Source organism: Ferruginibacter lapsinanis, assembly GCF_020783315.1.
Taxonomy (GTDB): Bacteria; Bacteroidota; Bacteroidia; order Chitinophagales; family Chitinophagaceae; genus Ferruginibacter; species Ferruginibacter lapsinanis.
Genome location: NZ_CP086063.1, coordinates 628,141 through 642,575 on the forward strand (window position 1 = coordinate 628,141; position 14,435 = coordinate 642,575).

The following is a 14,435-nucleotide window of genomic DNA, read 5'->3' on the forward strand; positions in this document are numbered from 1 at the left end:
TTTACTTTTGAATTTTGATTTATTATTTGTTCTGAAATCGGCGTAAAAATAAATTGAAATATTACAACCACCTAAAATGAAATGTAATTATTTGAAAATTGGGTAATAATTCAATGAAAAATGCAATGATTGCAATAAAAAGAAGAAATCCTATAAATATTATAGGATTTCTTGATGGATTTTCTGGATATAGCAATTTTTTATTGTTCTAATGTATAACATTGACGGGCTATCTCTAATTCTTCATTGGTTGGTACCACCAATATTTTGACCCTGGAAGTGTTTTTATTTATTTCTCTTATTCCTGATAAATGTTGCTCATTTTTTTCTTGGTCCAATTCAATACCTAAATACTCCAGATCATTTGCACACAATCTCCTTGTTAATGTATCATTTTCTCCAACCCCTGCTGTAAACACAATAGCATCTAATCCATTTAATGCGGCGGTATAAGCACCTATATATTTACGAATGCGATAGGCATACATATCATACGCCAATTGTGCTTCTTTATTTCCTTTTGCTATCTCTGCTTTTACATCTCTCATATCGCTGAATCCCGTTAAACCGAACATGCCGCTTTTTTTATTCAGTACATTATTCACTTCATCAAAACCGTATCCCAATTGATTGACCAAATAAAAAATTACTGATTGATCAATATCTCCGCAACGAGTACCCATCATCAATCCATTCATAGGGCCTAATCCCATGCTTGTATCCACACATTTACCATTATCAACGGCGGCCATACTGCAACCATTGCCTAAATGTATGGTTATGATCTTTGTGTTTGGTTTACCAAGATATTCTATCGCTTTTTCCGAAACATATTTATGACTTGTTCCGTGAAAACCATATACTCTTATTTTGTGATCAAAATAATATTCTGATGGTATTGCGTAACGATACGCCATAGGTGGTAAGGTTTGATGGAATGCAGTATCAAACACAGCAACTTGTTTTGCAGCAGAAAATATTTTTTCTGCCACTTCTATACCTACATAGTTTGGCGGATTATGTAATGGTGCTAACGGAAATAATTTTTTTATTTTTTCTTTTACGGCATCATCTATCACCTGGGTATCTCTGAAATTCTCCCCACCATGCACTACCCTATGTCCTACCATTTTTATTTCTGACGGATCTTTAATTACACCAATGGTGGCATCTGTAAGCAATTGAGCCACTTTCTGCAAACCTGAAACATGATCTTTAATATCCAATGTTTCTTGATGAACCTGTGCACTGTTTTGTTTATACATTTTATGTACAATGGCAGAATTCCCAAGTCCGATTCTATCAACCAAACCTGTACAAACAATCGTTGCTTCGGGCATTTGTATCAATTGATATTTGATAGAACTGCTGCCGGAATTAATTACAAAAATATTCATCGTGCTTTTATTATTTCAGTTTCTTTTATCCTTGTGCCTGAATGGCTGTAATAACCACTGTGTTAAAAATATCATCGATCGTACATCCACGACTTAAATCGTTTACAGGTTTGTTTAAGCCCTGTAACATAGGGCCAATGGCCAATGCACCTGTTTCTCTCTGCACTGCTTTATAAGTATTATTACCAGTATTCAGATCAGGGAATATCAATACACTTGCCTGACCCGCTACCGGAGAATTCGGCATTTTTTGTTTGCCAACTGCAGGGTCTACTGCTGCATCATATTGTATCGGGCCTTCTACTTTCAGATCGGGCCTGCGTTGTTTGATGATCTCAGTTGCTTTTCTTACTTTTTCTACATCCTCTCCTTGTCCTGATGTTCCTGAAGAATAAGACAACATTGCAATCTTTGGTTCTATGCCAAAATTAAGACTGCTTTCTGCAGATGAAATAGCGATATCTGCCAATTGCTCTGATGTAGGATTAGGATTCACCGCACAATCGCCAAATACTGAAACCCTATCAGGTAAACACATAAAGAAAACAGAAGAAACTGTATTTACTCCAGGTTTTGTTTTTACAAATTGTAATGCCGGACGAATAGTATGTTGTGTTGTATGAATTGCGCCTGACACCATTCCATCTGCTTCACCTTTATGCACCATCATAGTGCCGTAGTAAGATACATCTGTCATCATATCTCTCGCCATCTCCATATTTACATTCTTATCTTTTCTCAGTTCATACAATGTTTCTACATAATCGTGATAACGATCAGAAGTTACAGGATCAACAATATTCACTTTATCAAAATCCAAACTGATATTTAATCTTTTTACTGCAGCTTTTATTTCTTCTTCTTTACCAAGAATGGTCAGTTTTACAATATCCTGTTTTACTAATTTTGCAGCTGCAATTAAAACCCTGTCATCATTTCCTTCCGGCAGCACAATATGTTTTTTGTGAGATTTAGCTCTTTTTACTAATTGATACTGGAACATTCTCGGCGTAATTCCTTCCGGTACAAATGTTACGATCTTATCTTCAATTGCTTTCGCATCAACATATTTTTCAAACGTACTGATGGCAAGATCAATCTTATTTTTATCCGTAGCATAAATTCTCGATTGAATATTACCTACTGTGTTCACTGTTGCAAATGTGCCTGTTTCTACCAATATGATTGGTAATACAGATTCTAAGCCTTCCATCAATTTGAGGATAGGTTCTTCTGGCTCTAATCCTCCCGTAAGTATCATGCCCGCCACTTTTGGATAATTTTTTGACAAATTCGCCTGCAGCATGGCAACGATGATATCGGCTCTGTCACCCGGTGTAACGATCAGTGTGTTCTCTTTTAATCTTGTTAAACAGTTACGCAATTGCATTGCACCAACAATTGAGTTATCTACCTGATTGTTGATCTGATTTTCTCCAAATAATATTTTACCACCAACCGCATCTGCCACCTCTCTCATTGTAGGATTACCCAGATCTTTATCCATTGGGATGACAGACTGCAACACTTGTTTTGGAAGTCGATCAGCAAACGTTCGTTTTAATTCTTCAACACCATCTGCTTTTATTTTATTGGCAATAATGGCTATCACCTGAACATCTTTTTCATTGAATGCCTGATAAATTGCCAATGCCCCATTGGCAACTTCTTCCGCCGAATGCCCGTTGCCTTTGCAGATAAGTATTACAGGAATACCCAGGTTCTTGGCTATCTCCACATTAATATCAAATTCAAAGGATGCACCTTCAATACTGAAATCAGATCCTTCAACCACTACAAAATCATTTGTTTCTTCTAATTTTTTGTATGAAGAAATTATTTTGTCGATGATGAATGCATTATCTCCACGACTTCTGTATTGTAAAATTTCATCGTAAGTAAATGCATATGCATCTTCGTATTTGATATCCAATCCGAATTGTGAAATGATCGTTTCGATATGAGCGTCTCTGCTTACCGAAGGGTCTTCATTGATCACTGGTTTGAAATAAGCGATCTTTTTTACTTTGGCAGCAAGCAAATTTATAATGCCTAGAGTGATCACGGATTTACCGCTAAAAGGTTCTGAAGAAGTGATATAAATAGCTTTTGACATGATTATTGAATTTGAAAAATTTCCCTGATTTTATTTTACAAAAGTTGATGAAAAGTTCGGGATTCTGACTGATATAAATCAGTTCGATATGTAATTCTGGATAGGCTTTGGGCTTTTTGCGTTTATGCAATCGTGTGCATAAACGCAATTGAACCATTATTGGCTTTAACCAGTCTCCCAAGTGAAATGTACATAGAATAAAGGGCAAAAAAAAATGCGATCTTTCGATCGCATCTCTATATCATTTTTTTGTTTATGCTACTTTAAGCAAACTCATTTTACTTGTATTGAATTTACGCTGAGCATATTCCAATGTAACATCAAATGTTTTAACCTTTTGTGATGGAAGCTCGTACATGGCATCAGTTAAAATGCTTTCGCAGATGCTTCGTAATCCTCTTGCTCCCAATTTATATTCCAGCGCTTTTTGTACCATAAAATCAAACACTTCCGGTTCAAATTTCAACTCGATACCTTCAATTTCAAATAAGCGGGTGAATTGTTTTATCAGTGCATTTTTTGGCTCGGTTAAAATGCTGCGTAATGTTGCCGCATCTAACGGATTCAAATAAGTGATCACCGGTAAACGTCCCAATAGCTCAGGTATCAGGCCAAATGCTTTCATATCCTGAGCATTGATGAACTGTAAAATATTTTCTTCCTGGTATTGCTGCAGATCTTTGTTTACATTAAAACCGATAGAGTGTGTATTTACTCTCCGTGCAATTAATTTATCGATGCCCGCAAATGCTCCGCCGCAAATGAATAAAATATTTTGTGTGTTAACTTTCACCAATTTTTGTTCAGGGTGTTTACGACCTCCTTGTGGTGGCACCAATACTTCTGTACCTTCTAATAATTTAAGTAATCCTTGTTGTACCCCTTCGCCACTCACATCACGAGTGATGGAAGGATTGTCTCCTTTACGACCGATCTTATCTATTTCATCAATAAATACAATGCCTCTTTCGGCGGCGGCCACATCATAATTACAAGCCTGTAACAATCGGCTCAACATACTCTCCACATCTTCCCCCACATAACCTGCTTCAGTAAAAACAGTCGCATCTACAATAGCAAAAGGTACATTCAACATACGGGCAATAGATTTTGCCAGCAATGTTTTACCTGTACCGGTTTCTCCAACCATAATGATGTTACTCTTTTCTATTTCAACATCATTCTCTACTTTTTGATTCAATCTTTTATAATGATTGTAAACAGCTACTGCCAATATTTTTTTAGCATCATCTTGCCCTATCACATACTCATCTAAAAATTTCTTGATCTCCTGAGGTTTCTTAACAGTCAGTTTTCCTGTACCACCCAAAGCATTTTTTGCATCGGGGTATATCATTAACTCCTGACCAATGATCTCCTGGGCATGCTCTACGCAATTTTCACAAATATGCCCTTCCTGACCTGCTATTAATATCTTCACCTCATCCCGGCTTCTGCCGCAGAAAGAACAATGTAATGTTTGTTGTTTTGCCATTATTATGAATTATTGCCCGGTATTTCTACCAAAACATACCACAAATATACTAAATCATCTATAGAACGCTATTTTAGAGACAATATTATCAAGCGCAATGATGCATCTGTTTTCTCAAAACCTATAAATGCCTCAATATGATTGAACTATAGCAAAAAGCAGAAAAAATTGTATTTTCCACCTTCCTGTCATCCATATGCAACATAGCGCTATTCATATTTCAAATAAGGATAATAAAGAAGTCCTGATACAACAGCTCCTAACAGGAAATTTCCCTGTTGATCTAACATTGCTAAAGGGTGAGCTTTATTCCGAGATCTCACTGAATCAATTTATTGATGAAGAAATAAGGCATGATCATTTTGAAGTGATAACCGGCAGTAAAAACAGCTTGCAACAATACTCTGATGGCGAGAAGAAGAAAGCATTGTTATCTTATATTATTTCGAAACAACCTGGTTATATCGTTGTTGATAATATTTTTGACAACCTCGATGCGAATGCACAATCGACTATTGTTGATACCCTTACTGATCTGAGTAAGCATACTATCATCATCCAAATTGCAAACAGAAAGAGTGATATCTTATCTTTTATAAAAAACATTTATCTTTTAGAAGACGGTAAATTTATCTTACACGAAAAAATTCCTACAAATACAATTGTTTCATTTTTTTTGGATGCAATTCCTCCTCCACACCACATAGCTCCTATCGAAAACGATCCTTTGGTAAAATTTAATAACGTAACGATCAAATACGAAGACAGGACAATTGTGAAGGATATTAATTGGGAAATTAATTCAGGAGAATTCTGGCAATTGACCGGACCTAACGGATCAGGAAAAAGTACTTTGCTGTCATTGATCACCGGAGACAACCCAAAAGCATATGGCCAGGATCTGATATTATTCGGAACTAAAAAAGGAAGTGGTGAAAGTGTTTGGGATATCAAAGAAAAGATCGGTTATCTGACATCAACAATGGCACAACAATTTTCGAGATTGGATTCTATTGAAAAAATGGTGATCTCTGGCTTTTTTGATTCTATTGGTTTGTACATCGTGCCAACTGACAGGCAACTTCAGTTAGCCAGACAATGGCTACAATTGATCGGGTTGTATGATAAAAGACAAAAAGCATTTTTATCGTTATCGCTTGGACATCAAAGATTAATACTGATCGTACGAGCTATGGTTAAGCATCCCCCGCTACTCATCCTGGATGAACCTACTGCAGGATTGGATGATGATGACACTGCTTTATTTGTAGCATTGGTAAATAAAATTGCTATTGAAAGCACTACAGCCATAATATATGTATCGCATAGAAAAGAAGCCGGATTACTTCCAAAATTCGTTTTTGAGCTAATGCCCGGCAAGAACGGCTCTACCGGAAAAAAAGGCCCAATTAGTTAATTCATTTGTTTTTTCTAAAAAGATGTGTATTTTGTGCGATTCGATTTTTTTACTCATACACTAATACTACTTACTGAAATGAAAAAAACAGCTTTTGCATCCCTTGCATTGGTCATGCTATTATTTAGTTGCACTAAAGTTAGCACAACCGAAAATGACTTGTCTGCTACCGACAATTCAATTATAAAAAGAAAATGTGCATCTAACGATGTATTGGAAGAACAATTGAAAGCCGACCCCACCCTCAGAGACAGAATGAATAAAATTGAAGAATTTACCAAAAGGTCACTCACCAGAACCCTGAGATTTAGGTTGGTAAATGGTGTTATAGAGATCCCTGTGGTAGTAAACGTTTTGTATAAAACTACCGCTGAAAATATTTCACTGGCTCAAATTCAATCTCAAATTGATGTGTTGAATGAAGATTTTAACAATCAGAATGCAGATAGAACAAAAGTTCCTGCAGAGTTTTCAAGCGTAGATGCTACTGTTGGGGTACGTTTTGTACTTGCTTCAGTTGTAAGAAAATCTACCACTAAAAAAAGTTGGGGTACTAATGATGCTATGAAGAAGAGCTCTCAGGGAGGTATCAATCCTACTGATCCAACACATAATCTGAATATATGGTCTTGTAATTTAGGTAATGGTATATTGGGGTATGCTCAATTTCCTGGCGGAAATCTTGCAACAGACGGAGTTGTAATTTTATACTCTGCTTTTGGAAGAACTGGTACTTTGATCCCTACTTATAACAAAGGAAGAACTGCCACACATGAAGTAGGACATTGGATGAACCTTCGTCATATCTGGGGTGATGCAAGTTGTGGCAACGATCTGGTAGATGATACCCCTGTGGCTGCTACAGCTAATTATGGCTGCCCTTCTTATCCGAAATTAACCACTTGTACAGGTAAAAAAGCTGAAATGACCATGAACTATATGGATTATACTGATGATGCCTGTATGTACATGTTTACCAACGGACAAAAATCAAGAATGCTGGCAATATTTGCAGCCGGTGGACCAAGAGCCGTAATGGGACAATAAAAAATAACATTATAAAGAAATATAAAGAGCCCCGTAAAATTTTACGGGGCTCTTTGATTAAGTAAGCTATTATATTGATTACAATTTATCCAACACGCCATCTACTATTCCAAAGGCAACACTTTCTTTTGCATCCATCCAAAAATCACGGTCACTATTTTTTACAACAGTTTCATAAGGTTGATTGCAATTTTTGGCCAAAATTTCATTCAACATTTTTTTAGTCTTTAAAATTTGTTCCGCCATAATTTCCAGATCAGCACTAACGCCTTGTCCGCCACCGCTTGGCTGATGTATCATCACTTCTCCACTAGGAAAAATAAAACGTCTGCCCTTAGTACCACCACTTAGTAAAATACTACCCATACTGGCTGCCATCCCCATACATACTGTACTGATAGGGCTAGATATCATTTGCATAGTATCATATACCACCATTCCGCTGGTTACTACACCACCCGGACTATTGATATAAAAAGTAATTTCTTTTCCCGGATCGATCGCCTCCAGGTATAATAAACGAGCCGTAATGTCTTTACAGGATTTATCATCCACCACACCCCATAAAAATATTTTACGTTGTTCAATAAATTTTTTGTCGAATTGCCATCCGCTCATCATTTTTTCCATCGGATTTTCCGGTAATTCTTTCGGATTTTCCTCTTCGTCGAAACGTATGATTTTGCTATGTATGTTCATTGTTATTTAGTTTAGAATGTTTAGAAGTTTAGGAGTTTAGTTTTAAATCGTAAATCCCAAATCATCAATTGTAAATAATTTTAATCTTTTTTAGCTTTCCGGGGATTGATGGTCAACACTTCATCCACCAGGCCATATTCTTTAGCCTCGGTAGAAGTAAGCCAATAATCTCTGCTGCAATCTGTTGCCACTTTATCTATCGGCTGACCGGTATGATTGGCTATCACCGCATATAATTCCTGTTTTAATTTTTTAATTTCACTAACAGTGATCTCAATATCACTGGCTTGCCCACCTGCTCCGCCGCTTGGTTGATGCAACATAATACGACTATGTTTTAACGCCGTTCTTTTCCCTTTTGCACCTGCGCACATTAACACAGCGGCCATGCTTGCAGCCATACCCGTACAAATTGTAGATACATCCGGCGTTACGAATTGCATGGTATCATACATCCCTAAACCTGCATACACACTGCCTCCTGGGCTATTGATATACATTTGAATATCTTTTGTACGATCGGTACTTTCTAAAAATAAAAATTGTGCTGTAATGATATTAGCTACTTCATCCGTTACAGGATATCCCATAAAAATGATCCTGTCCATCATTAAACGACTATACACGTCCATTACGGCTACGTTCATAGGTCTTTCTTCAATAATGTTAGGAGTCAGGTTGGTTACATTGTGTTTGATATAACTATCCAATGTATTACTGCTGATATTGCGATGCTTTACAGCGTATTTTTCAAATTCTTTTCCAAAATTCATTTGATATAATTTAGTATGACAAATATAGTTGATTGATTAACCCAAATATTGTGCTGGAAAAAAAATATGCCTTTTTGTCTGAATAAGGATTTACAATATGATAGAATTTTGACTCTACTAAAACCCAATATATTTCTTACTCAAAAATCTCCTGATCCTGTTCATTCCAAAAATCCTATAAATCCAGACTCAGACAAATAAAAAAACCGAAGCATTTTTTGCTTCGGTTAATATGATATTTTCGGGCTTCCCTTTAAGGGGAAGGAATTTAATGCTGATGATTGTGTTGCATTGCCGTCAACTCTTCTCCAGTTACTTCTTTTTCCGTTGGTTTAACCTGGCTTTCAGCCCAACTAAACAGCTTTTCTGTAACTAAACGACGATAGCTGGCATCTACTTGCTTTTCATCTTTCATCATTCTGTCGATATAACTATCTAACCAGCTGATATCATCTCCCAGATTCATTGTACCAAAATAACGCATTACTTCAGCCTTCATAGATTCTTTCAATTCGTCGGCTGTAACTTCTAATTTATTGTCTTTGATAATTTTATCGCTGATCAATGTCCATTTTAATTGATTACTGAACATTGGGAATTCTGCTTCTGCTTCTTCAGCAGTCTTACGTTGTTCAGCATTTCCTGTTTGTAACCAACGTTTTAAAAATTCTGCAGGAAATTCCATTTTTGTTTCATCCAACAAAAAGTGATAGATCTGATCCTGAAGCTGGTTACGACTTTGAGCTGCCCAGTATTGTTCAATTTCTTCTTTTAATTTCTTTCTGAATTCTTCTTCAGTTGCGATAGATGCCCCGGGAAAAACCTCATTGAAGAATTCTTCGTTCAATTCTCTTTTTTCAACCAATCCAATTTTTACAATTGTTAGTTTGAAAAATTTATCAGCAGCTTCTTTATTATCTTTTGCAAAACCAAGATCCTGCAACATCATTTCTAATTTATCTGCATCAAAACTTTTAGATAATTGAAAAACAACTGTATCGTCTTTCTTTTTACCCATCAATTGTTTTTGAATAGCCGGAGTAAAATATTTTAAGATAACAGAGTTTTCTTTTTCGATACCGCCTTCTATTGCATTACCATCTTTATCACTTTCAGTAAATAAAACATTCAATACATTTTCTTCATTATCGATGGTTTCAGGTTCAGTCATTTTACCACCTTTAATTTGCATACGCACAATTTCTTCCTGTACTTGTTCGTCGGTAGCTTTTACTTTGTGTAAGGTCAATTTTGCTTTGCTTAAAGAAGCTAATTCGAAAGCTGGTTTTAAACCAATCTCAAAACCAAATTCGTATTCAGATGGATTATTAAAGTCCATGCTGCGGATATCAGCATCTAATGCAAGGGGTTGTGCAAAAATATCCGGCTTTTCAGTATCCAGGTAAGTGTATAGTTCTTTCTCTACAGTTTTTAAAACTTCATCAGTATAGATGGCAGCACCGTACATTTTTTTAACCATCCCTATCGGAACCATTCCTTTTCTAAAACCGGGAATATTGGCAGTTTTTGTATAATCTTTTATTTTCTTTTCGAAAGTTGGTAGATAATCTTCTTTACTAACTTTAATAACGATCTTGTCATTTAGTAAGCCAATGTTCTCTCTTGCTACTGTTGCCATAATGTGTGGACATCCATAAAAGGATGTTTGTGTTTTATATTTGTTAACTAATCTTTTTAAAACAAAACCCCCTCAGTTAAAGAGAGGGTTCTGTCTTTTGTCCGGATGATAGGGGTCGAACCTACATGGATCACTCCGCCAGATCCTAAGTCTGGTGCGTCTGCCAATTTCGCCACATCCGGTTTTGGGATTGCAAAAGTAGGGATTTTTGGTAAAAGATTAAAACTACATTGTTGTTTTTCGTAAATTCGTAACACTAAATGGAAACTACAGCCCCAATAGCCAAATATAATCTCAACGATGAGGAAGAAAAAAAGGAAATTCTCCGCCAATACAGGGGTCTGCTCAGAGAATTAAAGCCCAAACTCAAGACTGGCGACAAAGAATTGCTTCGAACAGCCTTTGAAATGGCTGTAGAGGCACATAAAACCATGCGTAGAAAGAGTGGTGAGCCATACATTCTGCATCCTTTGGCAGTTGCCAGGATATGTGTGGAAGAGATCGGACTGGGTGTACGTAGTACTATTTGTGCACTTTTACACGATACCGTGGAAGATACAGATATCAATCTGGAAGATGTTCAGCGGGAATTTGGTGCAGAAATTGCCAAAATCGTAGATGGACTTACCAAAATAAGTTCGGTAATGGATGCCAACACCAGCCAGCAAGCCGAAAATTTTAAAAAGATCTTATTAACGCTTACCGATGACCCCAGGGTAATACTGATCAAACTTGCCGACCGTTTGCACAACATGCGTACGATGGATAGCATGAAAAGAGAGAAACAGTTAAAGATCAGTAGTGAAACTGTTTATGTATATGCTCCATTAGCCCATAGAATGGGGTTATATGCGATCAAGACAGAACTGGAAGATCTGTCGATGAAGTATCTGGAGCCGGATACGTATAAGATGATCGCTCAAAAATTACAAGAGACCAGGAGAGAGCGTACCAGGTATATCAATGATTTTATTCGTCCGATAAAAGATAAATTAGAAAAAAGCGATATCGATTTTGAGATATTCGGCAGACCAAAAAGTATTCACTCCATCTGGAATAAGATGAAAAAGAAAGGAGTGAGTTTTGAAGAAGTGTATGATCTCTTTGCCATCAGGATCATTGTAAATGCAGCTCCGGAAAAAGAAAAAGAAGATTGCTGGAAAGTGTATAGCATGATTACTGATGAATATAACCCTTCTCCGGAAAGATTAAGAGATTGGCTGAGTAATCCAAAAAGCAATGGTTATGAAGCGTTACACACCACCGTTATGGGACCACAAGGTAAGTGGGTAGAGATACAAATACGTACACAGCGTACCAATGATATTGCCGAAAAAGGTCTGGCAGCTCACTGGAAATATAAAGAAGGAACCAATGACGAAAGTAGATTTGACAAATGGTTCGGACAGATCAGAGAAGCATTGAGCAACAACGACGCAAACTCTCTCGACTTCTTACAGGACTTCAAAACTTCTTTTTTAGCAGAGGAAATTTATGTGTACACACCTAAAGGTGATGTAAAAATGTTACCGGTTGGAGCTACTGCATTAGACTTTGCATTTAATGTGCATACAGCAGTGGGCAGCAGATGTATTGGCGCTAAAGTGAATCACAAATTGGTTCCGATAGGACATAAACTACGCAGCGGTGATCAGATAGAAATTATTACCAGCGCCAAACAAAAGCCTAACCAGGAATGGCTGAACCTCGTTGTAACCAGCAAGGCGAAACAAAAAATAAAAGATACCCTAAAAGAAGAGAAAAGAAAAGTGGCAGAAGATGGCAGATATATTTTACAGAAAAAATTAGATGCCATCGGAGGAATGATCACTCAGCATAATCTGGAAGAATTAGCTGTTTTTTATAAAGTACATTCTTCGCTTGATCTGCTATATGATATTGCGATCAAGAAGATCGATCTGAAAGAATTAAAAGACTTTACCGCATCTGGCGACAGATTGTTTTTGCCTAAGCCTGTAAAGCATGAAGTAGAAGAAAAACATGAACATGACACCGGTGATAGAGCATACAATAAAAAGGATGCAGAACTTATCATTTTCGGAGAGAGCAGCGATAAAATTATGTATACGCTTGCCAATTGCTGTAAACCAATTCCGGGTGATGATGTATTTGGTTTTGTTACAACAGGCGAGGGCTTGAAAATTCATCGTACCAATTGCCCTAATGCCGCCAGACTAATGGCTAATTACGGACATCGTGTAGTAAAAACGAAATGGGCTAAAAATAAAGAGATATCTTTCCTCACCGGTTTAAAAATTGTTGGATTAGATGATGTAGGCGTTATTCATAAAATAACCAACCTCATCAGCGGCGAAATGAAATTTAATATTTCAGCAATGACGATTGAAGCGAAGGAAGGTATATTCAATGGCAACCTGAAAATATTTGTGCATGACAAAGAAGAACTAGATGCACTATGCAACCGCTTACTTTCTTTGCCCGGAATTGAAAAAGTGGAGAGATATGATACTGAATAGTTGGAGGTTGGAAGTTGAAGATTGGAGATTATTTATAACATTATCAAAATAAAAATATTATGCAAGAATTAATTACACGCCTGACAGAAAACGCAGGTATCACTCCCGAACAAGCAGTAAAAGCTGTTGAAACCATTAAAGATTTTGTAAAAGAAAAATTTCCGATGATGGCGGGTGCGGTTGATAATTTGTTTGGATCTGCTGACAGCTGATCTTATTTCAACACCTCTCTGCTGATCACAATCTTTTGAATTTCGCTGGTACCCTCTCCTATGGTGCAAAGCTTACTATCTCTGTAAAATTTTTCTACGGGGAAGTCTTTTGTATATCCATAACCACCAAAGATCTGAACAGCATCTGTACTCACTTTTACAGCAACTTCGCTGGCATAATATTTTGCCATAGCAGCTTCTTTTGTCATGGGTACTCCTCGGTTCTTCATATCACAAGCCAGATCAATTAACAGTTCTGCAGCTGCAATCTCTGTAGCCATATCTGCAAGTTTAAAACTTACGCCTTGAAAATTGCTTATAGGCTGATCAAACTGATATCGTTCTTTTGAATATTTTATAGATGCCTCATATGCTCCTTTTGCAATCCCAAGAGCCAAGGCTGCAATAGAAATACGTCCTCCATCCAATACTTTCATTGCCTGCTTAAACCCTTCTCCCACTTCACCTATTCTATTACTATCCGAAATGCGGCAGTTATCAAATATCACTTCTGTTGTTTCGCTGGCCCTCATTCCCAACTTATTTTCTTTTTTACCGGCATTAAAACCCGGTGTACCACGGTCAACTATAAACGCAGTTGAACTGTCCTTGGCTCTCGGTTCCCCGGTCCTGCAGATCACTACCATCAGATCACTGCTTTTGCCATGAGTGATCCAGCATTTAGTACCGTTCAATATCCAATCATCTCCATCTTTAACGGCTGTTGTTTTCATGTTACCGGCATCGCTGCCTGAGTTGGGTTCAGTTAGCCCCCATGAGCCTATAAATTCAGCCGTAGCTAGCTTAGGAAGATATTTTTGTTTTTGTTCTTCGTTTCCAAAAGTCATCATATGGCCGGTACAAAGAGAATTATGTGCGGCCACTGATAAACCTATAGAACCGCAAACTTTAGAAATTTCCTGGAGAATAACATTGTACTCAAAATAGCCCAACCCTGCTCCACCATACTTTTCCGGCACTAATATTCCCATCATTCCTAATTTACCCAATTCTTTAAAGATGTGTAAAGGAAACTCCTGTGCCTCGTCCCACTCCATCAAATGCGGTTTAATATACTGTGCAGCAAAATCTCTGGCTGTTTGCGCTACGTGTAAGGTGACTTCATCGGGTTCAAAATTCAT

The 14,435-nt window shown here is 37.1% G+C and carries 11 protein-coding genes and 1 tRNA gene; 4 read left to right on the forward strand and 8 right to left on the reverse strand.

Annotation, left to right across the window (positions count from 1 at the left end):
• Positions 1-200: 200 nt before the first annotated feature.
• From LK994_RS02680 to clpX, 3 genes are all read right to left on the reverse strand, one after another.
• Positions 201-1,397 (reverse strand): acetate/propionate family kinase, encoded by a 1,197-nt coding sequence (locus LK994_RS02680; protein WP_229761343.1) that lies wholly within the window; start codon positions 1,395-1,397, stop codon positions 201-203.
• Positions 1,398-1,422: 25 nt separating this feature from the next.
• Positions 1,423-3,513: a phosphate acetyltransferase gene (gene pta / locus LK994_RS02685; RefSeq protein WP_229761344.1), complete on the reverse strand. Its 2,091-nt coding sequence runs from the start codon at positions 3,511-3,513 to the stop codon at positions 1,423-1,425.
• Positions 3,514-3,766: 253 nt separating this feature from the next.
• Entirely contained in the window at positions 3,767-5,008 is a 1,242-nt protein-coding gene (gene clpX, locus LK994_RS02690) for an ATP-dependent Clp protease ATP-binding subunit ClpX (RefSeq protein ID WP_229761345.1), read from the reverse strand.
• Positions 5,009-5,204: 196 nt separating this feature from the next.
• On the opposite strand from clpX, the gene LK994_RS02695 reads away from it, so the two are divergent.
• Together LK994_RS02695 and LK994_RS02700 are read left to right on the forward strand one after the other, a co-directional pair.
• Positions 5,205-6,425, forward strand: coding sequence for an ATP-binding cassette domain-containing protein (locus LK994_RS02695; RefSeq protein ID WP_229761346.1), 1,221 nt, complete (start codon positions 5,205-5,207; stop codon positions 6,423-6,425).
• A 78-nt stretch (positions 6,426-6,503) separates the two neighbouring features.
• Positions 6,504-7,472 (forward strand): zinc metalloprotease, encoded by a 969-nt coding sequence (locus LK994_RS02700; protein ID WP_229761347.1) that lies wholly within the window; start codon positions 6,504-6,506, stop codon positions 7,470-7,472.
• 78 nt (positions 7,473-7,550) lie between these two features.
• Here the strand turns inward: LK994_RS02700 and LK994_RS02705 are convergent, their stop codons facing one another.
• From LK994_RS02705 to LK994_RS02720, 4 genes are all read right to left on the reverse strand, one after another.
• Positions 7,551-8,171 carry a ClpP family protease gene (locus tag LK994_RS02705; protein ID WP_229761348.1) on the reverse strand — a complete coding sequence of 207 codons (621 nt, stop codon included), beginning with the start codon at positions 8,169-8,171 and terminating at the stop codon, positions 7,551-7,553.
• A gap of 80 nt (positions 8,172-8,251) precedes the next feature.
• Positions 8,252-8,944 carry a ClpP family protease gene (locus LK994_RS02710; protein ID WP_229761349.1) on the reverse strand — a complete coding sequence of 231 codons (693 nt, stop codon included), beginning with the start codon at positions 8,942-8,944 and terminating at the stop codon, positions 8,252-8,254.
• Between the two features lie 268 nt (positions 8,945-9,212).
• Entirely contained in the window at positions 9,213-10,583 is a 1,371-nt protein-coding gene (gene tig, locus LK994_RS02715; RefSeq protein ID WP_229761350.1) for a trigger factor, read from the reverse strand.
• Positions 10,584-10,683: 100 nt separating this feature from the next.
• A tRNA-Leu gene (locus LK994_RS02720) sits at positions 10,684-10,765 on the reverse strand.
• A 78-nt stretch (positions 10,766-10,843) separates the two neighbouring features.
• Here LK994_RS02720 and LK994_RS02725 point away from each other — a divergent pair.
• Together LK994_RS02725 and LK994_RS02730 are read left to right on the forward strand one after the other, a co-directional pair.
• Complete coding sequence (locus LK994_RS02725; RefSeq protein ID WP_229761351.1) at positions 10,844-13,081, forward strand: RelA/SpoT family protein; 2,238 nt, start codon at positions 10,844-10,846, stop codon at positions 13,079-13,081.
• A 59-nt stretch (positions 13,082-13,140) separates the two neighbouring features.
• Positions 13,141-13,293, forward strand: a complete 153-nt coding sequence (locus LK994_RS02730; RefSeq protein WP_229761352.1) for a hypothetical protein — start codon at positions 13,141-13,143, stop codon at positions 13,291-13,293.
• A gap of 2 nt (positions 13,294-13,295) precedes the next feature.
• Here the strand turns inward: LK994_RS02730 and LK994_RS02735 are convergent, their stop codons facing one another.
• Positions 13,296-14,435 carry an acyl-CoA dehydrogenase family protein gene (locus tag LK994_RS02735; RefSeq protein ID WP_229761353.1) on the reverse strand — a complete coding sequence of 380 codons (1,140 nt, stop codon included), beginning with the start codon at positions 14,433-14,435 and terminating at the stop codon, positions 13,296-13,298.

Bases quoted from the DNA above. Each gene is read 5' to 3' on its own strand.
- LK994_RS02680 (WP_229761343.1), bottom strand. From the start codon at position 1,397: ATGAATATTTTTGTAATTAATTCCGGCAGCAGTTCTATCAAATATCAA.
- pta (WP_229761344.1), bottom strand. From the start codon at position 3,513: ATGTCAAAAGCTATTTATATCACTTCTTCAGAACCTTTTAGCGGTAAA.
- clpX (WP_229761345.1), bottom strand. From the start codon at position 5,008: ATGGCAAAACAACAAACATTACATTGTTCTTTCTGCGGCAGAAGCCGG.
- LK994_RS02695 (WP_229761346.1), top strand. From the start codon at position 5,205: ATGCAACATAGCGCTATTCATATTTCAAATAAGGATAATAAAGAAGTC.
- LK994_RS02700 (WP_229761347.1), top strand. From the start codon at position 6,504: ATGAAAAAAACAGCTTTTGCATCCCTTGCATTGGTCATGCTATTATTT.
- LK994_RS02705 (WP_229761348.1), bottom strand. From the start codon at position 8,171: ATGAACATACATAGCAAAATCATACGTTTCGACGAAGAGGAAAATCCG.
- LK994_RS02710 (WP_229761349.1), bottom strand. From the start codon at position 8,944: ATGAATTTTGGAAAAGAATTTGAAAAATACGCTGTAAAGCATCGCAAT.
- tig (WP_229761350.1), bottom strand. From the start codon at position 10,583: ATGGCAACAGTAGCAAGAGAGAACATTGGCTTACTAAATGACAAGATC.
- LK994_RS02725 (WP_229761351.1), top strand. From the start codon at position 10,844: ATGGAAACTACAGCCCCAATAGCCAAATATAATCTCAACGATGAGGAA.
- LK994_RS02730 (WP_229761352.1), top strand. From the start codon at position 13,141: ATGCAAGAATTAATTACACGCCTGACAGAAAACGCAGGTATCACTCCC.
- LK994_RS02735 (WP_229761353.1), bottom strand. From the start codon at position 14,435: ATGAATTTTGAACCCGATGAAGTCACCTTACACGTAGCGCAAACAGCC.